Here is a 23,515-nt window from a genome sequence, read left to right on the forward strand (position 1 = left end):
TTCCAACACCTCCATCGGACGGGTGAAACGGTTGCTTGAACACTTTCTGGGGATTTTTTTGAATTCACCCCGATCGGTGTTCGATGCGCCGCGAGTCACACGGGCCACGTCGATGCAATTCCCGGAATGGTTGCCGGCCGTCAGTCGGCCCGTCGGCGCCGCCACAGCACGAACGGCACGATCGCCGCCGGAACCACGGCATCCGGGGCGGGCACCGGGCCCGAGGCCCCCGCGGCCTGGATGTCGGGAGAATCGAGCAGCCCGAAACGGTCGAGCGGCCAGACGATGACCGCGGCCTTGCCGATCACGTCGTCCACCGCAATGGTCCCGGCGTACTTGTCGCCGACGTGCATGCGCGAATCGGCCGACGCCGAACGGTGGTCACCCATGACCCACAGCCGGCCCTCGGGAACGGTCACCGGCCCGAACGCGCGCGATTCGATGGGGTTGTTCTCGAAGATGTAGGGCTCGTCGAGGGGCTTGCCGTCGACGGTGACCCGGCCCTCGGTGTCGCAGCACTGCACGGTCTGGCCGCCGGTGGCGATGACCCGCTTGACGTAGTCGTCCTCGCTGGGCGGGGCGACCCCGATCGAGCGCCCCAACCACAGCAGCGCGCCGGAGAACCAGTTGCTCGGCTCGGCGACCTCGACCTCCGGCGCCCAGGTCTCGGGCCCCTTGAAGACGACGATGTCGCCGGGCTCCGGCTCACCGAACCAGTACGGCACCTTGTTGACCAGGACCCGGTCGCCGGTGCAGCCCGTGCAGCCGTGCAGCGTCTTCTCCATCGACCCCGAGGGGATGAAGAACGCCTGCACGAGGAAGGTCTTGACGAGCAGCGCCAGCACGAAGGCGATCAGCAGCAGGACCGGGAGCTCGCGCAGCAGCGAGCCCTTCTTCTTCGGCTTCTCGCGCCGGTGCCGCCGTCGACGGGACGGGCGCTCGTCCTCCGTCGCCGCCGGCTCCCCGGAGCCCTGGGAGCCGGGCTGTCCGTCGTCCTCCGGGACGACGTCGGCGGGCCCCACGGGCCGGTCGCTGCTCATCGAGGACCAGCGTACGGCCGGGTGGGACCCGCCGGGGTCAGGCCGGGTCGTTCGACCCGGAAGCTGTGAGCCGCGTCAGCGCGCGACGGGCTCGCGCTTCTCCTTGATCTTGGCGGCCTTGCCGCGCAGCTCGCGGAGGTAGTACAGCTTGGCCCGGCGGACGTCACCGCGGGTCACGACCTCGATCTTCTCGACGACCGGGGTGTGCACCGGGAAGGTGCGCTCGACGCCGACGCCGAAGCTGACCTTGCGCACGGTGAAGGTCTCGCGGATGCCGCCGCCCTGACGGCGGATGACGACACCCTGGAAGACCTGGATGCGGGAACGGTTGCCCTCGACGACGCGGACGTGCACCTTCACGGTGTCGCCGGGACGGAACTCGGGGATGTCGGCGCGCAGCGAGTCGGCGTCGAGTGCGTCCAGGGTGTTCATCTCAGCAGTCCTGTCGTCCTAGCGGTGGCTCGTTCTCGGCCCGGACAGCGATGGTCACCGGCTGTCCGTCCCGGGGGGCTGCGGCTCCATGGGAGAGCACGCGTCAGCGGGCGCTGACGTCTGCAGCAGCTCTCTACTGTGCCACAACTTCAGTCGACGATGCGCGGCGGCCCCGTCCAGGGGCCGGCCAGCAGCTCCGGGAGCACCCGCGCCAGCTCGCGCGGAGCGAACTCCTCGGTGCCGTCCGCGATCTCCGCCACACTCCACCAGCGGTGCGGTTCCTCCCCCAGCACCTCGAGCTCGGTCCGGCCGCTCGGGTCGACCTCGTGGACGACGTCGCGCAGCACGAAGAAGGTCTCGCGGGAGTCGATGTCCACGCCGGCGAACGGGCCGACGTGCCGGCGCAGCCACACCGGGCCCTCCAGCGCGGCCGGTTCGACGACCAGCCCGATCTCCTCGGCCAGCTCGCGGACGGCGGCCGTGCGGACGCTCTCGCCGTCCTCGACGCCACCGCCGGGGGTGTACCAGAACAGCACCTCGCCGGGCGGAACGGCCGGATCGGTGAGCCGCGCCCCGAGCAGCAGCACGCGGCCCGCGGGATCCAGCACGACGACCCGCGCCGTCGGCCGGATCCAGGGCTCACTCACCCTCGATGACCGCCCGGTCCCCGTCGGAGAGCGCGGTCTCGGGCAGCGCGGCGAGCAGGTCGGGACGGCGGGCCGCGGTGCGCCGCAGCGACTCCGCCCGCCGCCAGCGGGCGATCGCCGCGTGGTCGCCGGAGAGCAGCACCGGCGGGACGTCGTGGCCGCGCCAGGACGCCGGCCGGGTGTAGGAGGGCCCCTCGAGCAGGCCGTCGGCGTGCGAGTCGAACTCGACCGACTCGCGGTTGCCGACGACGCCGGGCAGCAGCCGGGTGACCGCCTCCACCATCACCAGCACCGCGGACTCGCCGCCGGCCAGGACGTAGTCGCCGAGGGAGACCTCGGACACCGGCCCCGCCGCGGCGGCCCAGTCGGCGACGCGCTGGTCGATGCCCTCGTAGCGGCCGCAGGCGAAGACCAGGCCGGGCTCGGCGGCCCACTCGGCGGCCATGGCCTGCGTGAACCGGCGGCCCGCGGGGGTGGGCACGACCAGCCGCGTGCCGGGCGGGCGGACCTCGTCGAGGGCCCGTCCCCAGGGCTCCGGCCGCATGACCATGCCGGGGCCGCCGCCGTACGGGGCGTCGTCCACGGTGCGGTGGACGTCGTCGGTCCACTGCCGCAGGTCGTGCACGCCGATGGCGACCAGGCCGCGCTCGGCGGCCTTGCCGAGCAGCGACTGGCGCAGCGGCGCCAGGTACTCGGGGAAGATCGTGACGACGTCGATCCGGTAGCCCATCTAGAGCTCCAGGAGACCCTCGGGCGGGTCCACGACGACGTGCCCGGCGTCGAGGTCGACGGTGGGCACGATGGTGCGCACGAACGGGATCAGCACCTCGCCGCCCTCGCTCCGGCGGACGACGAGCAGTTCGGTGCCCTCGTGGCGGACGGCGGTGACCTCGCCGAGCACCGACCCGTCGGGCAGCCGGGCGTCCAGGCCGACCAGCTGGTGGTCGTAGTAGGCGTCGGGGTCCTCGAGCTCGGGCAGCGCGGCGACGTCCACGAGCAGGAGGGTGTCGCGCAGCTCATCGGCCGCCTCGCGGCCCTCGACGCCGTCGAGGGTGAGGAGCAGCACCTCGCGGTGCCAGCGGGCGCGCTCGATCGTCAGCGGCCCGCGCGCGGCGGGGTCGGTGCGCAGCTCCGCCCCGGGGGTGAAGCGCAGGTCGGGATCGTCGGTGCGGACCTCGACGGTCACCTCACCGCGGACACCGTGGGGCCGGCCGATGCGGCCGACCACCACGGTGTCCGTCGGGTCGGTGCTCAGCGTCCGTCGGTGTCGACGACGTCGACCCGCAGGCCGCGCCCGCCGACCCCCGTCATGACCTGGCGCAGCGCCTTGGCGGTGCGCCCGCCGCGGCCGATGACCTTGCCGAGGTCGTCGGGGTGCACCCGCACCTCGAGGGTCTTGCCGCGGCGGCTGTTCAGCAGGTCGACGGTGACGTCGTCGGGGTGGTCGACGATGCCCTTGACCAGGTGCTCGAGCGCTTCTTCGAGCACGTCTTACTCGGCGGGCGTCTCGGCCGGGGCGCCCGAGGCCGGGCCCTCGCCGGCGGCACCGGCGGCCTCGGCGACGGTCTCGGCCGGCGACTCGGTGGCCTTCTTCGGGGCGGCCTTCTTCTTCGGCGTCGTGGCGCCGGCGGCGGGCTCCTCGCCACCGGAGGCGCGGACGGCCGCCTCGTAGAGGGCCTTCTTGTCCGGCTTGGGCTCGGCGACCTTCATCGGCGCCGGGGCCGGCTCGCCCTTGAACTTCTGCCAGTCACCGGTCACCCGGAAGATGGCGGCGACGGCCTCGGTCGGCTGCGCACCGACGCCCAGCCAGTACTGCGCGCGCTCGCTGTTCACCTCGATGAAGGAGGGGTCCTCCTTCGGGTGGTACTTGCCGATCGTCTCGATCGACCGGCCGTCGCGCTTGGTGCGGGCGTCGGCGACGACGATGCGGTAGTACGGGGCGCGCATCTTGCCCAGGCGCATGAGCTTGATCTTGGTGGCCACGGTGGGTGGTGTACTCCTCGAACGCTTTCGGTCGGTTGCCCGCCGGACGGACGCGTGGGGGTACGCCGGGGCGGAGCCATAGGACACGGCCGGCGACGGTGAGAGGGCCGGCGACCGCCGTGTTCGACCGACCATCATGCCAGATCCGCGACGAGGCGCTCGTGCCGCGTCGCCGGCGGCCCGCAGCACCGGGCCACCCACCCGAGGACGACGACGGCCACGAAGTCGAGCTCGTGGCCCCGGCAGGCCGGACCGACGACGCCGGATGGGTTCCGCACCCCGCCCGGGAGTGCGACGCTGCCCTCGACCGCGAGGCGATCCCGGGCGCCCGGGATCAGGAGCCCCGGGAGGACAGCATGGTCCGGAGCATCCTCTCCGCCCCGGGATGGCTCGCCTTCCTCGTGCTGGTGATCGTCGTCCCCGCGCTGATCCTGCTCGTCCAGCTCGGGATCCGGCGCCGCTGGCCGACCCTGGCACGCGGCGAGCACAACGACGTGGTCGGCTTCATCATCGCGGTCGTCGGTGTCATCTACGCGGTGCTGCTGGCGTTCGTGGTCATCGTCGCCTGGGAGACCGTCACCAGGGCCGAGGCGGTGGTCGGCCAGGAGGCGAGCGCCCTGCGGACCATCTACCGGGACAGCATCGGCCTGCCCACGGACACGCAGGCCCAGATCCAGGACCTCGTCGTGCGGTACGCGACCGAGGTGGTCGAGGACTCCTGGCCGGCCATGGCGGAGGGGCGGCCGGGGGACCCCGAGGCGGGCGACATCCTCGCGCAGATGGCGGACGTGCTCGCCGCCACCCCCATCGCGACGCCCGCTCAGCAGGAGTTCGTGGCCGCCGAGGTGGAGCGGCTGAACGAGCTCGTGAGCCTGCGCAGCCAGCGGCTCGACTTCGTGGAGAGCGGCATCCCCGGCAGCCTGTGGATCGCACTGTTCGTGGGCGCCACCGTCACCGTCGGCTTCGCGATGTTGTTCGGCCTCGAACGCGCCGGGCTGCACCTCGTGATGGTGGGCAGCCTCTCGGTGCTCATCGGCGTGCTCCTGTTCGTGACGGTCGGCTTCAACTACCCCTTCGCCGGCGCCATCGCCGTGCCCCCCGCACCCTTCGAACGGGTGCTCGACGACTTCGGCAGCCCGGTGGACGGCGACTAGCCGCGGACGGCGGACAGCACCCGGGCGGCGGCCTCGCCGACCGGGACCTCGGTCCGCTCGCCGGAGCGCCGGTCGCGCAGCTCGACGACGCCCTCGGCCAGGCCGCGGCCGACGGTCACGATCGTCGGCATCCCGAGCAGCTCGGCGTCCTTGAACTTCACGCCGGGGCTGACCTTGGGCCGGTCGTCGTAGAGGACGGTCAGCCCGGCGGCGACCAGCTCCCGCGACAGGGCGTCGGCCGCCTCGAACACGGCGGCGTCCTTGCCCGTGGCGACGACGTGGACGTCGGCCGGCGCGATCTCGCGCGGCCAGCACAGGCCCAGCTCGTCGAGCGTGGACTCGGCGATCGCGGCGACCGCGCGCGAGACGCCGATGCCGTAGGAGCCCATCGTGACCGTGACGAGCTTGCCGTTCTCGTCGAGCACCTGCAGACCGAGGGCGTCGGCGTACTTGCGGCCGAGCTGGAAGATGTGGCCGATCTCCACGCCGCGGGCCAGCTCCAGCGGACCGGAGCCGTCCGGCGCCGGGTCGCCGGGGAGCACCTCGGCGGCCTCGACGACGCCGTCCCAGGTGAAGTCCCGGCCGGCGACGAGGTCGAAGACGTGCTTGCCCTCGGCGTTGGCGCCGGTGATCCACCGGGTACCCGGCACGACCCGCGGGTCGACCAGGAAGCGGATGCCGGTCTCGCTGTCCTTGCCCAGCGCCTCCGGGCCGATGTAGCCCTTGACCAGCCCCGGGTGCTTGTCGAACTCGGTGAACGGCTCCACCTCGGCCGGCGCGACCTGCGCCTCCAGCCGCTTGGCGTCGACCTCGCGGTCCCCCGGGATGCCGATGACCAGCGGCTCCCGCGCGCCGTCCGGGTGCACGAGGGTGACCACGACGTTCTTCAGCGTCGAGGCCGCGGTGTAGCCCTCGCCCGGGAACAGCTGCCGGGCGACGGCGACGAGCGTCTCGATGGTCGGGGTGTCGGGGGTGTCCTCGACGTGCGCGGCCGGCAGCCCGTCGAGCGGGATCGGCTCGGGGACGACGGTGCTCACGGCCTCGACGTTGGCCGCGTACCCGCCGGGCGAGCGGACGAAGGTGTCCTCGCCGATCTCCGTCGGGTGCAGGAACTCCTCGCTCTTCGAGCCGCCCATGGCGCCCGACATCGCCGAGACGATGACGTACTCCAGGCCGAGCCGGTCGAAGATCTTGATGTAGGCCTCGCGGTGCCTCGCGTAGGAGGCCTCGAGGCCGGCGTCGTCGGCGTCGAAGGAGTAGCTGTCCTTCATCGTGAACTCGCGGCCGCGCAGCAGCCCGGCGCGGGGCCGGGCCTCGTCCCGGAACTTGGTCTGGATCTGGTACAGCGACAGCGGCAGGTCCTTGTACGACGAGTACAGGTCCTTCACCAGGAGCGTGAACATCTCCTCGTGGGTGGGGCCGAGCAGGTGGTCGGCGCCGCGGCGGTCCTGCAGCCGGAACAGGTTGTCGCCGTACTCGGTCCACCGGCCGGTCGCCTCGTAGGGCTCGCGCGGCAGGAGGGCCGGGAAGTGCACCTCCTGGGCGCCCATCGCGTCCATCTCCTCGCGGACCACCCGCTCCACGTTGCGGAAGACGCGGTAGCCCAGCGGCAGCCAGGTGAAGCCGCCGGGCGCGGCACGACGGATGTAGCCGGCGCGCACGAGCAGCCGGTGGCTCGGCACCTCGGCATCGGCCGGGTCGTCGCGCAGGGTGCGCAGGAACAGGGAGGACATCCGCAACAGCACGGGGAAAGTCTCCCAGCAGAGCACCGCCGGGCCCGGCTTCGGGGGTAGCCGGGCCCGGCGGTGGGCCTGATCAGTCGTCCGAGCCGTGGCCCCCGCGACCGCCACCGTGGTCGTCGCCGGGCGCGTCGTCGGAGCCGTGGCCGCCGCCGCCGTTGTCGTCGGTGACCGTCGGGGCCGGGTTCGCCGGCGACGAGGACGACGTGGACGACGTGGACGACACCGTGTCGTCGCTGCCACCGCCGCCGCTGGACCGCGGCCCCTCGACGACGAACTGCGGGGAGCCACTCGCGCAGTCCGCGAAGACCTCGACCTTCTGCGTCGCGCTCTCGAACTCCACGTGGTCGGCGTTGGTCTCCACCTCCCAGCCGGCGGCGGGCGCCGCGGCCAGGTCCACACCGCCGTCGACGCACGAGGCGAACACGGTGCCCCCGGCGGTGGCCTGCTCCCCCGAGGCGACGACCGGCGCCGGGGCCGGCGTGCCGGTGCTCGTCGCGCTGGTCGTGGCGGCGGTCGTGTCCGCGGCCGGCTGGGTGGCCGGGGACGCCGAGGCGTCGACCAGCGACACGGCGAGGAAACCGACGCCGACGGCCGCCGCGGCGGCGGCGAGCCACACGGCGGCCAGCAGGAGAGTGCGCTTCATGGCGGTCAGCCTGCACGCAGAAGGGTTAAGAGAGTCCCAACGACGGGTCAAGGTGCGGCGCGGGCGCCCTGCGACCGCCCGGTGCGGGGTTAGCGTCCCGGTCGTGGCACAGGTGCTGGTCGTGGAGGACGACGAACGCATCCGCACCGCCCTCATCCGGGCGCTGCGGGAGCGCGGCCACGCCGTCAGCTCCGCGGGCACCGCGCTGGGCGGGCTGCAGCAGGCGGTGGAGGGCCGGCCGGACATCGTCGTCCTCGACCTGGGGCTGCCCGACCTCGACGGCGCCGAGCTGCTGCGCATGCTGCGGGCGGTCTCCTCCGTGCCGGTCATCGTGGCGACCGCCCGCGACGACGACGGCAGCATCGTCTCCGCGCTCGACGCCGGCGCCGACGACTACGTGCTCAAGCCGTTCCAGGCCGGCCAGCTCGAGGCCCGCATCCGCGCGGTGCTGCGCCGCTCCGGCGGGGGCGAGACCGGGCCGGCGCCGGTGACCGTGGGCGACCTGACCGTCGACCCGCGCAGCCGGCGGGTGACCCTGGCCGGCCGCGCCGTCGAGCTCGCGCCCAAGGAGTTCGACCTGCTCGCCTACCTGGCCGCGCGGGTCGGCACGGTGGTGCCCAAGCGCGAGCTGCTGCGCGAGGTGTGGCAGCTGCCCTACGGCGGCTCGGACAAGACCGTCGACGTCCACCTGTCGTGGCTGCGCCGCAAGCTCGGGGAATCCGCGGCCGAGCCCCGGCTGATCCAGACGGTGCGGGGCGTCGGCGTACGGCTCGCGGAACCCGACGCCGAGCCCGAGCCGTGAGACGGCGGATCACCCTGCTGGTGGCGGCGACGACCTCGGTCGTGCTGCTGGCCTTCCTGCTGCCCGCGGCGTCCCTGGTCTCGCGGGTGGCGGAGGCGCGGGCGCTGGACTCGGCCCGGTCGCAGCTGCAGTTCCTCATCCCGTCGGTCGCCCTGCGCGAGCCGGCGGACGTGCAGGTCGCCCTCTCCGGCCTCGGGGACGACGGGGACCGCGCGGGCGTCCGCTGGACCGACGGCAACTGGCTGGGCACCGAAGGGGTGAGCACCGCCGACGCCCCGGCCACCGCGACCGAGATCGACACGGCCGACGGCACCCGGCTGGTGCAGCCGGTGCAGCGGGTCGACGGGACCGCCGTCGTCGAGGTCTTCGTGCCCGCGGACGTGCTGCGGGCCGGCGTGACCCGAACCTGGCTGGTGCTGGCCGGCCTCGGCCTGCTGCTCTTCGTCCTCGCCCTGTTGGTCGCCGACCGCCTGGCCCGCTCCCTGACCCGCCCGGTCACCGAGCTCGCCGACACCGCGCACCGGCTGGGCAGCGGTGACCTCACCGCGCGGGTGCAGCCGGCCGGCCCGCCGGAGGTCCACGAGGTCGGGACGGCGGTGAACCGGCTGGCCGGGCGGATCGGTGAGCTGCTCGCCGCCGAGCGCGAGTCCGCGGCCGACCTGGCCCACCGGCTGCGCACGCCGCTCACCGCGCTGCGCCTGGACGCCGAGTCGCTGGCCGCCGCGGACCGGGAACGGCTGCTCGACGACGTCGACGCGCTCGGCCGGACGGTGGACGAGATCATCAACGAGGCCCGCCGGCCGGTCCGCGAGGGGCTGGGCGCCGCCAGCGACGCCACGGCCGTCGTGGCCGACCGCGTGGCGTTCTGGTCGCTGCTCGCCGAGGAGGAGCGGCGCGAGGTCGGCCTGGACCTGCCCGGCCGGCCGCTGCCGGTCCGCGTGGCCGCGGCCGACCTCGGCGCCGCCGTGGATGCGCTGCTCGGCAACGTCTTCGCGCACACCGCCGAGGGCACCGGCTTCCGGGTGGCGGTGCGTCCGCGCGACGGCGGCGGGGCCGAGGTGTCGGTCGCCGACACCGGGCCGGGGCTGACCGAGGCCGCGGTCGAGCGCGGCCGCAGCGGCGGCGGGTCGACCGGGCTCGGCCTGGACATCGCCCGCCGGACCGCGGAGAACTCCGGCGGCGGCCTGCGGCTGGCGTCGTCCCCGGCCGGGACGACGGTCGCGCTGGACCTTGGGCCGCCGGCCTAGCCGAGCGCAAGCACCGTCCAAGAGGCCCCGGCGAACGTCTGTCCCGACCGAGCCGCGCACCGCGGCTCCCTCGGAACGGAGAACCCGATGCGCACCCCCCGACGGCTGGTCACCCTGGCCCTCGCCGCCACCGCCGGCCTGTCCCTCGCCGCCTGCTCCTCGACCGTCCACGCCACGGCCTCCCCCGCGCCCACGACGCAGGAGGAGACCGGCGAGGCCGCCGCTCCCCCGATCGAGGAGGCCGGCGACCCGGGCACCGCCGACCCGGGCACCGCGGACCCGGCGACCGCCGACCCCGGCACCGAGGCCACCGGCTCGGACGACCTCCCGGTCCCCGGCGCGGGCGTGCCCGGCGACGAGGGGCTCTGCCAGGCGGTCGTCGGCTGGTTCGGCTACGTCGGGCTCTCGCTGCTCGCCGTCGACGAGAGCGGCGAGGTGAACCCGGCCGACGTCGTCCCCCTGCTCGAGCTGCTGCGCGACGCGCCGCGGGACCACCAGGACGCCGACGCCGCCCTGCTCGACGCCGCCGCCGACGTCTCCGCCGCGACCGACCAGGTGATCGGCGACGTGGAGTCCGGGGGCGACCTGTACACCGCGATCGGCGGGCTGGAGGAGCCGGTCACCGCCTTCGGCAACGCCTGCACCGCCGCCGGCGTCACCGTCTGACGCCGAGCGGAGTGCCACGGGAGCGGAAACCGCGCCCGGGCACTCCGCTCAGCCGACGAGGCGGCCGCGCAGGACCATGAGCTGCGGGCGGGCGAGCACGTCGAGGTCCTTGCGCGGATCGGCGTCGTAGACGACCAGGTCGGCCTGCGCGCCCTCCTCGACGCACGGCAGCCCCAGCCAGTCGCGGGCACCCCACGACGCCGCGGCCAGCGCCGCCTCGGCCGGCAGCCCCGCGTCGGCGAGTGCGCGCACCTCGTCGGCGATGACCCCGTGCGCGATCCCGCCGCCGGCGTCGGTGCCCGCGTACACCGGCACCCCGGCGTCGAACGCGGCCCGGACGACCGCCCCCGCCGATGCGTGCAGCCGCCGCATCGTCGAGGCGTAGGACGGGAACTTCCTCTCCCCCGACGCGGCGAAGCCCGGGAAGTTGGCGACGTTGACCAGGGTCGGGACGACGGCGGTGCCCCGGGCGGCCATGCGGCCGATGAGCTCCTCGGTCAGCCCGGTGCCGTGCTCGATGCAGTCGATGCCGGCGTCGATCAGGTCGGGCAGCGCGTCGGTGCCGAACGTGTGCGCGGTGACGCGGGCGCCCTCCGCGTGCGCGGCGGCGATCGCGGCTTCGACCGCCTCGCGCGGCCACTCCGGCGCCAGGTCGCCGACCCCGCGGTCGATCCAGTCGCCGACCAGCTTCACCCAGCCGTCGCCCCGCCGGGCCTGGGTGCGGACCTCCGCGGCGAGGTCGCCGGGCTCCACCTCGGCGGCGAGACCCGGGATGTAGCGGCGCGGGGCGGCGATGTGCCGGCCGGCGCGGATGATCCGCGGCAGCTCGGGATCGTCGTCCAGCGCGCGGGTGTCGACCGGGGACCCGCAGTCGCGCAGGGCGAGGACCCCGGCGGCCCGGTCCGTCAGCGCCTGCTCGCGCAGCGCGGCGGGGTCCTCCAGCGGCGTCCCCCCGGGCGCGATGCCGACGTGGCAGTGCGCGTCGACCAGACCGGGCAGCAGCCACCCGCCGCGGCTGACCGTCTCCGCGCCGGGCACCGGATCGAAGGTGATCCGCCCGTCGCGCACCCACACGTCGCGGTGCTCCCCCTCGGGGAGCACGACGCCGGAGAGGTGGACGGCCGGGCTCACCGGCCGCCGTCCTCCTTGAACTGGTCGAAGTCGAGCTTCGAGAGGTCGGGCAGGCCCTGGCCGGGCGGCAGGCCCGGCATCCCGCCCGGCATGCCGCCGGGCAGCCCACCGCCGAAGGGGTTCCCGCCGGCGGCCGGGAAGCCGCCGGGCGCGCCCATCGGCCGGCGGGCGGGGCCGCCACCCTTGGCCTTGCCCTTGCCCTTCTTGCCCTTCTTCGACTGCGCCTGCATCTGCCGGCCGCGGGCCTTCTTCGACATCGGGCCCATGCCCGGCAGCCCCATGCTGCCGGCCATCTGGCCCATCATCTTCTGGGCCTGGACGAAGCGCTCCAGCAGCTGGTTGACGTCGGTGACGCTGACGCCGGAGCCGTTGGCGATGCGCACCCGCCGCGAGGCGTTGATGATCTTGGAGTTGACCCGCTCCTCCGGCGTCATCGACCGGATGATGGCCGCGGTGCGGTCCAGGTCGCGGTCGTCGATCTGCTTGAGCTGCTCCTTCATCTGCCCGGCGCCGGGCAGCATGCCGAGCAGGTTGGCGATCGGGCCCATCTTGCGGATCGCCATCATCTGCTCGAGGAAGTCCTCGAGCGTGAAGCCCTCGCGGCTGACGAGCTTGCCGGCCATCTTCTCGGCCTGCTCGGCGTCGAAGGCCTGCTCGGCCTGCTCGATGAGGGTGAGGACGTCGCCCATGCCGAGGATGCGCGAGGCCATCCGCTCGGGGTGGAAGACGTCGAAGTCGGTGAGCTTCTCGCCGGTGGAGGCGAACATGATCGGCTGCCCGGTCACGTAGCGGACCGAGAGCGCCGCACCACCGCGGGCGTCGCCGTCGAGCTTGGTGAGGACGACGCCGGAGAAGCCGACGCCGTCGCGGAACGCCTCGGCGGTCGTGACGGCGTCCTGGCCGATCATCGCGTCGACGACGAACAGGGTCTCGTCCGGGCGGACGGCGTCGCGGATGTCGGCGGCCTGCTGCATCAGCTCGGCGTCGATGCCCAGCCGGCCGGCGGTGTCGACGACGACGACGTCGTGCATCGTGCGGCGGGCGTGCTCGATCGAGTCGGCCGCGACGCGGACGGGGTCGCCCACGCCGTTGCCCGGCTCCGGCGCGAACACGTCGACGCCGGCCTGGCCGGCCACGATCGAGAGCTGGTTGACCGCGTTCGGCCGCTGCAGGTCGGCGGCGACGAGCAGCGGCGTGTGGCCCTGCGACTTCAGCCAGCGGCCGAGCTTGCCGGCGAGCGTCGTCTTACCGGAGCCCTGCAGGCCGGCCAGCATGATCACCGTCGGCGAGGTCTTGGCGAACCGCAGCCGGCGGGTCTCGCCGCCGAGGATGCCGATGAGCTCCTCGTTGACGATCTTGATGAACTGCTGGGCCGGGTTCAGCGCCTGCGAGACGTCGGCGCCGCGGGCCCGCTCCTTGACCGCGGAGATGAACGCCCGGACGGCGGGCAGCGCGACGTCGGCCTCGAGCAGCGCGATGCGGATCTCCCGCGCCGTCGCGTCGATGTCGGCCTCGGTCAGCCGGCCCTTGCCCCGAAGGCCGGTGAAGACCTTGTCCAGGCGGTCGGAGAGGGTCTCGAACACAGCACGTCCTCGTCGAAGTCACGGGCGCGGCCGGGCCGCGCCTCCTGCCTCCAGGGTATCGAGGCGGCCGGGCGAAAGCTCAGGCCGCGCGGGGCAGCGCCACCTCGACCACCGGGATCGGCGCGCCGGAGAACACGGCGTCGCCGCACTCGGCGCAGGCCCACTCCGGGCACTCCCCGCCGTCCGCGCTGTGCCCGTCGACGCACGGCGGCTGCACGAACACGCGGTCCTCCCCGCAACTGCGGCAGGGCCAGATCCGGCTCTCCACGAGGAGCTCCCCTCTCCCGAGGCGGGACCGTTCCGTCCCGCGACGTCCGGGGAACCGTTGCACGCGCCCCCGACAGAACCGGGGACGTCGCGTGGCGTGTCGCGCACGCTCCGCACCGGGACGGGGCTACGGGACGTCGGCCGGCGCGCCCCCCGCGGCGCCGACCAGCGCCGCCTCCACCCGCCGGCGCTGCTCGGCCTCGATCGGCACGCCCGACGGGTTCGCCACGTAGAAGCTGTCGGCGGCGTCCGCCCCGAGCGTCTCGATCCGCGCCGAGGTGACGTCGAGCCCCTCGTCGGCCAGGGCCGCGGTGAGCCGGTACAGCAGCCCCGCGCGGTCGGCGGCCCGCACCTCGACGATGCCGGTGGCCACCCCGCTGACCTCGGAGTCGTGCCAGGAGATGCGGGGGGCGGCCGCCCGGCCGCCGTTCTGCCGGTAGTCCGCCTCCCGCTGCCGCAGCCGGGCCGGCAGCGACAGCGTGCCCTCCAACGCCGCCCGCACGCCGTCGGCCAGGATCTCCGGCACCGGCGCCCGGCCGAACCGGGGCCGGACGGCGAACACCGCGGTGGCGTAGCCCTGCTCGATGGACACCTTCGCCGCCCGCACGTCGAGCTGGTTGAGCGCCAGGACGCCGGCCAGGACGCTGAACAGCCCGTGCCGGTCCGGCGCCCCGAACGTGACCTGCTGGCCGTCGGCGACGTCCTCGACCCCGACCGTCAGCTCCCCGGCCGTGCCGGGGGCGATGGCGGTCACCTGGGCCTTCGCCGGGTGCAGCACCGGCTCGGGCTCGGGCGCCGGCGCGGACCCGAGGCTGGCCTGCACGCGGGCGACGAGGGCGGCGACCAGGTGCGCCTTCCACGGTGACCACGCCGAGGCGCTGGTGGCGGCGCCGTCGGCCTGGGCGAGGGCGTGCAGCAACTGCAGGACCGCGGCGTCGCGGCCGATGGTGCCGGCGACGCGGGCGACGGTCGCGGGGTCGTCGATGTCCCGCCGGGTGGCGGTGTCGGGCAGCAGCAGGTGATGGCGGACCAGCGCGCCGATGGTCACCACGTCGGCCGGGGTGAAGCCCATGCGGGCGGCGATGCCGGCGGCGATCGGCTCCCCCACGATGCTGTGGTCGCCGGGATAGCCCTTGCCGATGTCGTGCAGCAGCGCGCCGACCAGCAGCAGGTCCGGACGGTCGACGTCGTGGGTGAGCTCGGCGGCCGCCGCGGCGGCCTCGACCAGGTGCCGGTCGACGGTGAAGCGGTGCCACGGGTGGCGCTGCGGCAGCGAGCGCACGCGGTCCCACTCGGGCAGCAGCCGGGCCAGCAGCCCCTCCTGGTCCAGCTGCTCGAGGACGGCGACGGCCGGCCGGCCGCAGGCCAGCAGCCGGAGGAAGGACCACCGCACCTCCGCGGGCCACGGCTCGGGCAGCGGCGGCGCGTGCACCGCCAGCACCTTGAGCGTGTAGGGCGACAGCGGGACGTCGGCGCGGGCGGCCGCCGCCGCGGCGCGCAGCAGCAGCCCGGGGTCGGCGGCCGGGCGGGCGTCGCGGGCCAGCACGACCTCGTCGCCCTGGCGCACCACGCCCTCGGCGAGGGGCTCGCGGCCGACCCGCCGGTAGCGCCCGCGAGGGCGCCGGACCAGCGCCGCCTCGACCCGCCGCCACGTCTCGTCGGCGACGAACGCCAGCCGGCGTCCGGCCAGGCTGACCTCGCGCAGCAGCGCGTCCTCGTCGGCCAGGTCGAGCGCATCGGCGACCGGCCGCTGCTCCTGGCGGACCAGGACGTCGGTCGGGCGGCCGCTGCGCCGCCGCAGTTCGTCGCGCACGTCGAGGAGCAGCGCGTAGGCCTGCTCGGCCTCGGGGCCCGGGCCGTCGGCCAGCTGGGCGGCCGCGAGGGCGCGCAGCACCTGGCCTTCGCGCAGGCCGCCGTAGGCCTCCTTGAGGTCGGGCTCCAGCAGGAAGGCCAGCTCGCCGAGCTGCCGGGCGCGGCCGCGTCGCAGGTCGCGCAGCTGCGGGAGGAGCTTGCCCGCCGAGGAGCGCCAGCTGGCGAGCGTGGCCGAGCGCAGGGTCGCGGCCAGCGCGGCGTCCCCGGCGACCGGGCGGGCGTCGAGCAGGCCGAGCCCGGCCTTGACGTCGGCCGAGGCGACCGAGACGGCCTCGTGGACGGTCCGGACCGAGTGGTCCAGCCGCAGGCCGGTGTCCCAGATCGGGTACCAGAGCGCGTCGGCGAGCGCGGCGATCTCCGGGCGGCCGTCGTGCACGAGCACCAGGTCGAGGTCGCCGTACGGCGCCGGCTCGCGCCGGCCGAGGCTGCCCACCGCGACCAGCGCGAGCCCCTCGGTGCCGGTGCGGGGCGGCGGCGCCCCGCGCCGCTGCTTCGGCGGCGGGGTGCCGCCCACGGCCTCCGTCAGCAGGCCGGCCAGCCAGGAGTCCAGCGCCTGCACCCGCTCGGCGCGGGTCAGCCGCGGCAGCGCCTCGATGTCCAGCACGATGTCCCCTCTGTGGGTCCGGCTCTGTGCGTCCCGCGCGGAATGCGTCGGCCGGGGCAGCGGGTCTCCCCGGCTACCCCGGCCGACGGGCGTGCTCAGCCGCTCAGCGCGGCCGGGTCAGAGCGCGTCGTCCCCGCGCTCGCCGGTGCGGACCCGCACGATCTCGTCGATCGTGGTGACCCACACCTTCCCGTCGCCGATCTGCCCCGTGGAGGCCGACTCCACGACGGCGTCCACGACGCGGGCGGCGTCGAGCTCGCTGACGACGACCTCGATCCGGACCTTGGGCACGAAGTCGACCTGGTACTCCGCACCGCGGTAGACCTCGGTGTGGCCGCGCTGGCGGCCGAAGCCCTGGACCTCGCTGACCGTCAGGCCGGCGATGCCGATCAGCTCGAGGGCGTTCTTGACGTCGTCGAGCTTGAAGGGCTTGACGATGGCGGTGACCAGCTTCATGCGCGGACCCCTTCCGTGTTACGGGCCTCGGCGTGCGCCTGGCCGACGAGTGATGTTCCCCCACCGCCACCGAGCGAGGCGAAGTCGTACGCCGTCTCGGCGTGCTCGACGCTGTCGATCCCGGCGACCTCCTCCTCCTCGGAGACCCGGAAGCCCATCGCCTTCTGGATGACGAAGCCGATGATCGCGCTGAGGACGAAGGAGAAGACCAGGACGGAGACCGCGCCGATGACCTGGCGCCACAGCTGGTCGAGGCTGCCCCCGAAGAGGAGGCTCTCGACGCCGGCCGGGGCGTCGGGGTCGGCGAGCAGACCCACGGCGATGGTGCCCCAGAGACCGCCGACCAGGTGGACGCCGACCACGTCGAGCGAGTCGTCGTAGCCCAGCCGGTACTTCAGGCCCACCGCGAGGGCGCAGACGACACCGGCGATCGCGCCCAGGATGATCGCGCCGACGGGCGAGACCGCCGAGCAGGACGGCGTGATGGCGACCAGGCCGGCGACCACGCCGGAGGCGCCGCCCAGCGAGGTCGCGTGGCCGTCGCGGATCTTCTCCGTGAGCAGCCAGCCCAGAGCGGCGGCACCGGTGGCCACCATCGTGTTGACCCACACGACCGAGGCGGTGTTGTTCGCCGCGAGAGCCGACCCGGCGTTGAAGCCGAACCAGCCGAACCACAGCAGCCCGGCGCCGATCATCACCAGCGTCAGGTTGTGCGGCCGCATCGGGTCGCGGCCGAAGCCGCGGCGCTTGCCGAGGACGAGAGCCAACGCCAGGCCCGCCGCGCCGGCGTTGATGTGCACCGCGGTGCCGCCGGCGAAGTCGATCGCCTTGAGGCTGTTGGCGATCCAGCCGCCGACGTGGTCACCGAGGCTGAAGTCGAAGACCCAGTGCGCCACCGGGAAGTACACGATGGTCGCCCAGACGCCCGCGAAGACCAGCCAGGCGCCGAACTTGGCGCGGTCGGCGATGGCGCCGGAGATCAGCGCGACGGTGATGATGGCGAAGACCGCCTGGAAGCCGACGAACGCCATCGTCGGCAGGCCGCCGGCGTCGCTGGTCACGTCGGTCATGAGGCCCTTGAGGCCGAAGTACTGGAACGGGTTCCCGAGCAGGCCGGCGCCCACGTCGTCGCCGAAGGCCATCGAGTAGCCCCACAGGACCCAGAGGACGCTGATCAGCGCCAGGGCCCCGAAGCTCATCATCATCATGTTCAGCACGCTCTTCGCGCGGACCATGCCGCCGTAGAAGAGCGCCAGGCCCGGAGTCATCAGCAGCACGAGCGCCGCGCTGGTGAGGATCCAGGCGGTGTCGCCGGTGTTGACCACGGCAACCTCCTGACGGGATCGGTGTGGCGGTCCGGGGACGGCCACGGGAGGACGGACCCGGGACGACGTGGGCGCACCGGGGACGGGCGGGAGTCCGGCGCCCCCGGCCATGGAGGCGACGTGGGGTTCACGGTGCCGTCGGCCTGTTTCGCCTGAGCGCGCGCCACTGTTTCGCTGCGGTGAACTCCGTGCCGCGTGTCCGGCCGTCGTGTTCCAGCCGTGTTGCGCGGTCCTCTGCGGGTGACCTGAACCACAACCGACCCGGCGCGCGAATGTTGTTGCAAAGCGTTCGCAGTAAGGTTGCCGCCGTGCCGTCCACCAGCCAGGCCCTGTCGCCCACCGAGCTACCGCCCGGGCGGTTCTCGACGCGCGACCGCCGGACGATCGCCGGGATGTCGGCGTTCGTCGTGCTGCTGCACGTCGTCGGCTGGGGCGTGCTCGTGCTCGCCGTCGCCCCGAAGGGCTACCACCTGGGCAGCACCGGCGTCCTGGGCGTCGGCGTGGGGCTGACGGCCTACATGCTGGGCGTGCGGCACGCCTTCGACGCCGACCACATCGCCTCGATCGACAACACCACCCGCAAGCTCGTCGGCGAGGGCAGGTCCTCGGTGAGCACCGGGTTCTGGTTCTCACTGGGGCACTCCTCCGTGGTCTTCGGAGCCGCCCTGCTGCTGGTGCTCGGCGTCCGCTCGGTGGCCGGCGTGGTGCAGGACGGCGACTCGGGCGTGGGTCAGCTGCTCGGCCTGATCGGGACGATCGTCGCCGGGGTGTTCCTCCTGCTCATCGGGCTGATGAACCTCGTCGCGGCGGTGGGCATCGCCAAGGTGTTCCGGCAGATGCGCTCGGGCCGGTTCGACGAGGCGGAGCTGGAGCGCCACCTGCACAACCGAGGGTTCCTCGCGCGGCTGCTGGGGCGCATGACCCGGCGTGTGAGCAAGCCGTGGCACCTCTACCCGGTGGGGCTGCTCATGGGGCTGGGCTTCGACACCGCCACCCAGGTCGCGCTCCTGGTGCTCGCCGCGGGCTCGGCCGCGTTCGTCCTGCCCTGGTACGCGATCCTCGTGCTGCCGGTCCTCTTCGCCGCCGGCATGAGCCTGTTCGACACCGCCGACGGCGTCCTGATGTCGCGGGCCTACGGCTGGGCGTTCCTCAAGCCGGTCCGGAAGGTCTTCTACAACCTGACCGTCACGCTGCTCTCGGTGACCGTCGCCCTCGTCATCGGCGTCCTGGTGCTCGCGGGGCTGCTCGTCGACCGGCTGGACATCGGCTCCGGGCCGCTGGTCTGGGCCGCCTCGCTCGACCTGGAGTACGTCGGCTTCGCGATCGTCGGCCTGTTCGTCGTCGCCTGGGCCGGGGCGGTGGCGGTCTGGCGGTTCGGCCGCATCGAGCAGCGCTGGACGCCGGGACCCGCGGACGGCTGACCGGCGGGAACTCCCGGGCGCCGCGCGACGACCAATGCGGCATGCGACCCCGCCGCACGGTTCTCCCCGCCCTCCTCGGTCTCGCCCTGCTGATCCTCGGCGCCGGGCCGGCGCTCGCGCACGTCGAGGCCACGGCCAGCGACGGCGCGCAGGCCGGCGACGGTCCGGTGACCATCACCTTCTCGGCCGAGGCCGAGTCCGACGCCGCCGGCATCGCCAGCGTCGCGACGCAGCTGCCGGAGGGCGTGCTCCCGGAGTGGGTGTCGCTGGCCTCCGGACCGCCCGGGTGGGCGCTGTCGGCGACCGACAACGGCTACCAGCTCACCGGGCCGACCCTGGCCACGGGCACCGACGCCGAGTACGCCGTCACGATCGCCACGCTGCCGCCGGACCTGACCGAGCTGGTGTTCCCGACGATCGTGCGCTACGGCGACGGCAGCGAGGACGCCTGGATCGAGCCGACGACGGCGGGCGCCCCCGACCCGGACTTCCCCGCCCCCTCGGTCACGGTGGCGCCGGCCGCCGCGACGTCGGCGCCGGCGTCCACCACGTCTGCATCGGCCGCGCCGACGACCACCGCCGCGCCGAGCGACACCGCCGCCCCCGCCGCGGACGACGGCGGCTCGAACACCGGGGTGATCGTCACGGTCGTGGTGCTCGCGCTGGCCATCGTCGGCGCCGGGCTGTGGTTCTGGCGGTCCCGGGCCGCGCGCCGCGGCTCGGGCGCGGCCTAGTTGGGCCTAGTCGGCGCCGCCGACCAGCGCCTCGGCGAAGGCCTGCGGCTCGAACGGGGCGAGGTCGTCCGGCCCCTCCCCCAGCCCGATCAGCTTGACCGGGATGCCGAGCTCGCGCTGCACCGAGACGACGATCCCGCCCTTGGCGGTGCCGTCGAGCTTGGTCAGGACGACGCCGGTGACGTCGACCGCCTCGGTGAACACCCGCGCCTGGACGACGCCGTTCTGGCCGGTCGTGGCGTCGAGCACCAGCAGGGTCTCGGTGACCGGTGACTGCTTCTCCACGACCCGCTTGATCTTGCCGAGCTCGTCCATCAGCCCCGCCTTGGTGTGCAGCCGGCCGGCGGTGTCGACGACGACGGTGTCGACCTCGCCCTCCATGCCGGTGCGCACCGCCTCGAAGGCGACCGACGCCGGGTCGGCGCCCTCGCGGCCGCGCACGGTGAGCACGCCGACCCGCTCGCCCCAGGTCTCCAGCTGGTCGGCGGCGGCGGCCCGGAAGGTGTCCGCGGCGCCCAGGACGACGCTCTTGCCGTCGCCGACGAGCACGCGGGCGACCTTGCCGACCGTGGTCGTCTTGCCCGCGCCGTTGACCCCGACGACGAGGACGACGCCGGGTCGCCCGTCGTGCCGGTCGGCGCCCAGCGAGCGGTCGAGGTCCGGGCCGAGGACGGCGGTCAGCTCGCGCACCAGCAGCTCGCGCAGCTCGGCGCCGGACGCGGTGGCCAGCACCATGGACTGGGTGCGCAGCCGCTCGACGATCTGCGTCGTGGCGGCCACGCCGACGTCGGCGGCCAGCAGGGTCTCCTCGAGCTCCTCCCAGTCGTCCTCGGTCAGCTTCTCCCGGGCCAGGACGGTGAGCAGGCCGCGGCCGAGCGAGGACTGGGAGCGGGCCAGCCGGGAGCGCAGCCGCACCAGCCGGCCGGCCGAGGGCAGCGGCGTCTCGAAGACCAGCCCCGGCTCGGGCTCGGCCGGCGGCAGCTCGGGCTCCGGCGGCGCCTCGGGCGAGACGGTGTCCGGCTGCTCCTGCTCGCCCGGGGAGGGCGCGGTCGGCTGCGGTGGGGCGGTGGGTTGCGGCGGGCGCGGCCGGGTCAGCGTCGTGCCCGCCGCGGCGTCGTCGTCCAGGCGGGTGGTGCGCCGTCCCCGGCTGACGAGCAGGCCGACCCCGGCGAGCAGGGCGACCACCAGGATCGCGATCGCGATGAGCACGTAATCCATGCCCTGATCCTCCCAGCCCGCGCCACGCCTGGGCGCAACACGGGTCCGTGAGGAAGGGTGGCGGGCATGACCGCACCCGCCGACGACGACGTCCCCGCGCTTCTCCTCGGTCCGCTGCTGCGGCACGTGGACCCGGTCTCGGCGACGGTCTGGGTGGAGACCGACCGGCCCTGCGAGGTCTCGGTGCTCGGCCGGACGGCGCGGACCTTCTGCGTGCGCGGGCACCACTACGGGCTGGTCGTCGTCGAGGACCTCGAGCCCGGCAGCACCACCCCGTACGAGGTCCACCTCGACGGCGCGCGGGTGTGGCCCTCGCAGCAGTCGCCCTTCCCGCAGAGCCGGATCCGCACGGCGGGCCGGCCCGGGCCCTTCCGCATCGTGTTCGGCTCCTGCCGCTACGCCTCACCGACGACGGTCGACGTCCGCCACGGCATCCCGCCGGACGCGCTCGACGCCTACGCCCTCCGGATGGCGGAGACGCCGGAGGACGAGTGGCCCGACGCGCTGGTCCTCCTCGGGGACCAGGTCTACGCCGACGAGCTCACCCCGCACACCCGCCGCTGGCTGGGGCTGCGCCGCGGCGCGGAGGTGCCGGAGGACGCCCAGGTCTCGGACTTCGAGGAGTACACCCGGCTCTACGCGGAGTCCTGGAGCGATCCGCAGGTCCGCTGGCTGCTCTCCACGGTCCCGTCGTCCATGATCTTCGACGACCACGAGATGATCGACGACTGGAACACCTCGGCCGCCTGGCGGCGGGAGGTGACCCCGCAGGCCTGGTGGCGCCCGCGGATCACCGGCGGGCTGGTCAGCTACTGGGTCTACCAGCACCTGGGCAACCTCAGTCCGCAGGAGCTGGCGGACAACAAGACCTGGCAGGCCGTCCTCGCCCTCCCCGAGGACGACGACGACGCCGAACCGCTGCTGTGCGAGATGGCCGAGCGGGCCGACGCGGAGCCGGCGGGCATCCGCTGGAGCTACGTCCGGCACTGGGGCGACGCCCGCATGATCATGGTGGACAGCCGGGCGGGCCGCGTCCTCGACGAGCAGGACCGGCGGATGCTCGACGACGCCGAGTTCGACTGGGTCGAGGCCGCGATGCGCCGGGCCGCCGACGAGGGCGTCGAGCACCTGGTCATCGGCACCTCGCTGCCGTGGCTGCTGCCCCCGGCGATCCACCAGCTCGAGCGGTGGAACGAGACCCTCAACGTGCGGCACGAGGGCCGACCGCTGGGGCGGCTGGCGGAGAAGCTGCGCCAGGCCGCCGACCTCGAGCACTGGGCGGCGTTCGGCGCGTCCTTCGAGCGGCTCGGCGCCGCGCTGGTCTCGCTGGCCCGCGGCGAGCACGGCCGGCCGCCGGCCAGCGCGCTGGTCCTCTCCGGCGACGTCCACCACGCCTACGCAGCCGAGCTGGTCCGCCCGGAGGGGCTGACCACGCGGGTGCACCAGCTGACCGTGTCGCCGCTGCACAACCAGGCGCCGCACCCGATCCAGGTGGGCTTCCGGATCGGCTGGAGCCGCTGGGCCCGCAACCTGACCGCGGGCCTGGCCCGGCTCGCCCGGGTGCGACCGAGCGCGCTCACCTGGCAGAAGCAGGCCGGCCCGTTCTTCGGCAACCAGCTGGGCGAACTGGTGCTCGACGGCCGGCAGGCGCGCTTCGTGCTCTGGCTGACCGACCACGACGGCGGCCGGGAGGAGGGGCTGCGACAGGTCCTCGACGTGCCGCTCACCGGGCCTGACACGCTGGAGTCATGACCAAGCCGGCGCCCGGCCCGGACCAGCCCCCGATCCCGGTGCGGCTGGTCACCTTCAACATCCGCCACGGCGTCGGCGCCGACGACCGGTTCGACCTGCCGCGGTTGGCGAGGGTGCTCCAGGCGGCCGAGGCCGACGTGATCTGCCTGCAGGAGGTCGACCGGCACTACGGGCCGCGCAGCGAGGAGGTCGACCAGCCGCTGCTGCTCTCGCGCGCCCTGGACATGCAGCTGGCGTGGGGGCCGGCGATCGAGGAGGAGCGCGGCGACGACCGCCCGGACAAGGAGTACGGCAACGCGCTGCTCTCCCGGCTGCCGATCCTGGTCAGCGACGTCCACCGGCTGCCGGGCGGCGGCGAGCCGCGCACCGCGCTGCGGACGCTCCTCGAGCTCGACGGCGGGACGCTGTGGGTCACGAACACCCACCTGACCCGCAGCGGCGGGGAGCGGGCCGCGCAGCTGGCCGCCGTGGCCGGCCTGCACACCGGGGCCATGGAGGCCGGGGTGGTCGTGGGCGACTTCAACACCACCCCCGACGCGCCGGAGCTGGCCGAGCTGCGCCCGCTGTTCACCGACGCCTGGGCCGTCGCCCGCGACCGCGAGGACCGCGCGGGCTGGCGGTTCTGGCGGCACGACGCGGGCTTCACCCACCCGGCGGGCTCCCCGCACCGGCGGATCGACCAGGCGTGGGTCACCGAGGGCGTCGCCGTCGCCTCGGCCCGCGTCCTCGACGGTCAGGGGGCGTCGGACCACCTGCCGCTCGTGGTCGACCTTGAGATCGCCTCGGGGGTGTAGGG

The 23,515-nt window shown here is 74.4% G+C and carries 24 protein-coding genes; 8 read left to right on the forward strand and 16 right to left on the reverse strand.

All coding sequences use genetic code 11. The annotated features are described in order from the left end of the window. Positions 1–140: 140 nt before the first annotated feature. The 7 genes from lepB to rpsP all read right to left on the reverse strand — a co-directional run bounded on the left by lepB (position 141) and on the right by rpsP (position 4,102). A complete protein-coding gene (lepB, locus tag AB3388_RS21280; RefSeq protein WP_495407313.1) occupies positions 141–1,040 on the reverse strand; it encodes a signal peptidase I in 900 nt (299 codons plus the stop codon). Positions 1,041–1,115: 75 nt separating this feature from the next. Then, on the reverse strand, positions 1,116–1,472 hold the full coding sequence (rplS, locus tag AB3388_RS21285; protein ID WP_495407314.1) for a 50S ribosomal protein L19: 357 nt from the start codon (positions 1,470–1,472) through the stop codon (positions 1,116–1,118). A gap of 149 nt (positions 1,473–1,621) precedes the next feature. Continuing rightward, positions 1,622–2,119, reverse strand: a complete 498-nt coding sequence (locus AB3388_RS21290; RefSeq protein WP_495407315.1) for an NUDIX hydrolase — start codon at positions 2,117–2,119, stop codon at positions 1,622–1,624. Further along, a complete protein-coding gene (trmD, locus tag AB3388_RS21295) occupies positions 2,112–2,849 on the reverse strand; it encodes a tRNA (guanosine(37)-N1)-methyltransferase TrmD (protein ID WP_495407316.1) in 738 nt (245 codons plus the stop codon). The genes AB3388_RS21290 and trmD overlap by 8 nt, the downstream gene beginning before the upstream one ends. Beyond that, positions 2,850–3,350 carry a ribosome maturation factor RimM gene (gene rimM / locus AB3388_RS21300; protein ID WP_495407317.1) on the reverse strand — a complete coding sequence of 167 codons (501 nt, stop codon included), beginning with the start codon at positions 3,348–3,350 and terminating at the stop codon, positions 2,850–2,852. It lies immediately after the preceding gene. A 20-nt stretch (positions 3,351–3,370) separates the two neighbouring features. Further along, positions 3,371–3,607 (reverse strand): RNA-binding protein, encoded by a 237-nt coding sequence (locus AB3388_RS21305; RefSeq protein WP_448627359.1) that lies wholly within the window; start codon positions 3,605–3,607, stop codon positions 3,371–3,373. A 3-nt stretch (positions 3,608–3,610) separates the two neighbouring features. Then, on the reverse strand, positions 3,611–4,102 hold the full coding sequence (gene rpsP / locus AB3388_RS21310; RefSeq protein WP_495407318.1) for a 30S ribosomal protein S16: 492 nt from the start codon (positions 4,100–4,102) through the stop codon (positions 3,611–3,613). A 356-nt stretch (positions 4,103–4,458) separates the two neighbouring features. Here rpsP and AB3388_RS21315 point away from each other — a divergent pair, with 356 nt between their 5' ends. Then, complete coding sequence (locus AB3388_RS21315) at positions 4,459–5,256, forward strand: bestrophin-like domain (protein ID WP_495407319.1); 798 nt, start codon at positions 4,459–4,461, stop codon at positions 5,254–5,256. Here AB3388_RS21315 and AB3388_RS21320 read toward each other — a convergent pair. Further along, on the reverse strand, positions 5,253–7,001 hold the full coding sequence (locus AB3388_RS21320) for a proline--tRNA ligase (RefSeq protein WP_495407320.1): 1,749 nt from the start codon (positions 6,999–7,001) through the stop codon (positions 5,253–5,255). The genes AB3388_RS21315 and AB3388_RS21320 overlap by 4 nt on opposite strands. A gap of 70 nt (positions 7,002–7,071) precedes the next feature. Next, entirely contained in the window at positions 7,072–7,641 is a 570-nt protein-coding gene (locus tag AB3388_RS21325) for a hypothetical protein (protein WP_495407321.1), read from the reverse strand. A gap of 103 nt (positions 7,642–7,744) precedes the next feature. Here AB3388_RS21325 and AB3388_RS21330 point away from each other — a divergent pair, with 103 nt between their 5' ends. The 3 genes from AB3388_RS21330 to AB3388_RS21340 all read left to right on the forward strand — a co-directional run bounded on the left by AB3388_RS21330 (position 7,745) and on the right by AB3388_RS21340 (position 10,356). Continuing rightward, positions 7,745–8,443 (forward strand): response regulator transcription factor, encoded by a 699-nt coding sequence (locus tag AB3388_RS21330; protein WP_495407322.1) that lies wholly within the window; start codon positions 7,745–7,747, stop codon positions 8,441–8,443. Beyond that, positions 8,440–9,690 carry an ATP-binding protein gene (locus tag AB3388_RS21335; RefSeq protein ID WP_495407323.1) on the forward strand — a complete coding sequence of 417 codons (1,251 nt, stop codon included), beginning with the start codon at positions 8,440–8,442 and terminating at the stop codon, positions 9,688–9,690. Before AB3388_RS21330 ends, AB3388_RS21335 begins: the two co-directional genes overlap by 4 nt. Positions 9,691–9,777: 87 nt before the next feature. Beyond that, a complete protein-coding gene (locus AB3388_RS21340; protein ID WP_495407324.1) occupies positions 9,778–10,356 on the forward strand; it encodes a hypothetical protein in 579 nt (192 codons plus the stop codon). Between the two features lie 48 nt (positions 10,357–10,404). On the opposite strand, the gene AB3388_RS21345 is transcribed toward AB3388_RS21340, so the two are convergent. The 6 genes from AB3388_RS21345 to AB3388_RS21370 all read right to left on the reverse strand — a co-directional run bounded on the left by AB3388_RS21345 (position 10,405) and on the right by AB3388_RS21370 (position 17,594). After that, positions 10,405–11,487: an amidohydrolase family protein gene (locus AB3388_RS21345; protein WP_495407325.1), complete on the reverse strand. Its 1,083-nt coding sequence runs from the start codon at positions 11,485–11,487 to the stop codon at positions 10,405–10,407. Next, positions 11,484–13,070 carry a signal recognition particle protein gene (gene ffh, locus AB3388_RS21350; RefSeq protein WP_495407326.1) on the reverse strand — a complete coding sequence of 529 codons (1,587 nt, stop codon included), beginning with the start codon at positions 13,068–13,070 and terminating at the stop codon, positions 11,484–11,486. Before ffh ends, AB3388_RS21345 begins: the two co-directional genes overlap by 4 nt. A 79-nt stretch (positions 13,071–13,149) precedes the next feature. Next, entirely contained in the window at positions 13,150–13,293 is a 144-nt protein-coding gene (locus AB3388_RS21355; protein ID WP_495407327.1) for a hypothetical protein, read from the reverse strand. 171 nt (positions 13,294–13,464) lie between these two features. After that, entirely contained in the window at positions 13,465–15,813 is a 2,349-nt protein-coding gene (locus tag AB3388_RS21360) for a [protein-PII] uridylyltransferase (protein WP_495407328.1), read from the reverse strand. A gap of 117 nt (positions 15,814–15,930) precedes the next feature. Further along, on the reverse strand, positions 15,931–16,269 hold the full coding sequence (locus AB3388_RS21365) for a P-II family nitrogen regulator (RefSeq protein ID WP_263551933.1): 339 nt from the start codon (positions 16,267–16,269) through the stop codon (positions 15,931–15,933). Further along, positions 16,266–17,594 carry an ammonium transporter gene (locus AB3388_RS21370; protein WP_495407329.1) on the reverse strand — a complete coding sequence of 443 codons (1,329 nt, stop codon included), beginning with the start codon at positions 17,592–17,594 and terminating at the stop codon, positions 16,266–16,268. The genes AB3388_RS21365 and AB3388_RS21370 overlap by 4 nt, the downstream gene beginning before the upstream one ends. A 308-nt stretch (positions 17,595–17,902) precedes the next feature. Here AB3388_RS21370 and nicT point away from each other — a divergent pair, with 308 nt between their 5' ends. Together nicT and AB3388_RS21380 are read left to right on the forward strand one after the other, a co-directional pair. Next, positions 17,903–19,015 (forward strand): Nickel transporter NicT, encoded by a 1,113-nt coding sequence (nicT, locus tag AB3388_RS21375; protein WP_495407330.1) that lies wholly within the window; start codon positions 17,903–17,905, stop codon positions 19,013–19,015. Positions 19,016–19,056: 41 nt separating this feature from the next. Continuing rightward, positions 19,057–19,749 carry a DUF1775 domain-containing protein gene (locus AB3388_RS21380; RefSeq protein ID WP_495407331.1) on the forward strand — a complete coding sequence of 231 codons (693 nt, stop codon included), beginning with the start codon at positions 19,057–19,059 and terminating at the stop codon, positions 19,747–19,749. A gap of 6 nt (positions 19,750–19,755) precedes the next feature. On the opposite strand, the gene ftsY is transcribed toward AB3388_RS21380, so the two are convergent. Then, positions 19,756–20,967 carry a signal recognition particle-docking protein FtsY gene (ftsY, locus tag AB3388_RS21385; protein ID WP_495407332.1) on the reverse strand — a complete coding sequence of 404 codons (1,212 nt, stop codon included), beginning with the start codon at positions 20,965–20,967 and terminating at the stop codon, positions 19,756–19,758. A gap of 66 nt (positions 20,968–21,033) precedes the next feature. On the opposite strand from ftsY, the gene AB3388_RS21390 reads away from it, so the two are divergent. Together AB3388_RS21390 and AB3388_RS21395 are read left to right on the forward strand one after the other, a co-directional pair. Next, complete coding sequence (locus AB3388_RS21390) at positions 21,034–22,719, forward strand: alkaline phosphatase D family protein (RefSeq protein WP_495407333.1); 1,686 nt, start codon at positions 21,034–21,036, stop codon at positions 22,717–22,719. Next, positions 22,716–23,513 (forward strand): endonuclease/exonuclease/phosphatase family protein, encoded by a 798-nt coding sequence (locus AB3388_RS21395; RefSeq protein WP_495407334.1) that lies wholly within the window; start codon positions 22,716–22,718, stop codon positions 23,511–23,513. Before AB3388_RS21390 ends, AB3388_RS21395 begins: the two co-directional genes overlap by 4 nt. Positions 23,514–23,515 lie beyond the last annotated feature (2 nt).

This window comes from Geodermatophilus sp. SMS 5-13 (assembly GCF_059428245.1).

Coding starts and splice junctions, on each gene's coding strand:
- lepB (WP_495407313.1), bottom strand. CDS start 1,040: ATGAGCAGCGACCGGCCCGTGGGGCCCGCCGACGTCGTCCCGGAGGAC.
- rplS (WP_495407314.1), bottom strand. CDS start 1,472: ATGAACACCCTGGACGCACTCGACGCCGACTCGCTGCGCGCCGACATC.
- trmD (WP_495407316.1), bottom strand. CDS start 2,849: ATGGGCTACCGGATCGACGTCGTCACGATCTTCCCCGAGTACCTGGCG.
- AB3388_RS21315 (WP_495407319.1), top strand. CDS start 4,459: ATGGTCCGGAGCATCCTCTCCGCCCCGGGATGGCTCGCCTTCCTCGTG.
- AB3388_RS21325 (WP_495407321.1), bottom strand. CDS start 7,641: ATGAAGCGCACTCTCCTGCTGGCCGCCGTGTGGCTCGCCGCCGCCGCG.
- AB3388_RS21340 (WP_495407324.1), top strand. CDS start 9,778: ATGCGCACCCCCCGACGGCTGGTCACCCTGGCCCTCGCCGCCACCGCC.
- AB3388_RS21365 (WP_263551933.1), bottom strand. CDS start 16,269: ATGAAGCTGGTCACCGCCATCGTCAAGCCCTTCAAGCTCGACGACGTC.
- AB3388_RS21380 (WP_495407331.1), top strand. CDS start 19,057: ATGCGACCCCGCCGCACGGTTCTCCCCGCCCTCCTCGGTCTCGCCCTG.
- ftsY (WP_495407332.1), bottom strand. CDS start 20,967: ATGGATTACGTGCTCATCGCGATCGCGATCCTGGTGGTCGCCCTGCTC.
- AB3388_RS21390 (WP_495407333.1), top strand. CDS start 21,034: ATGACCGCACCCGCCGACGACGACGTCCCCGCGCTTCTCCTCGGTCCG.
- AB3388_RS21395 (WP_495407334.1), top strand. CDS start 22,716: ATGACCAAGCCGGCGCCCGGCCCGGACCAGCCCCCGATCCCGGTGCGG.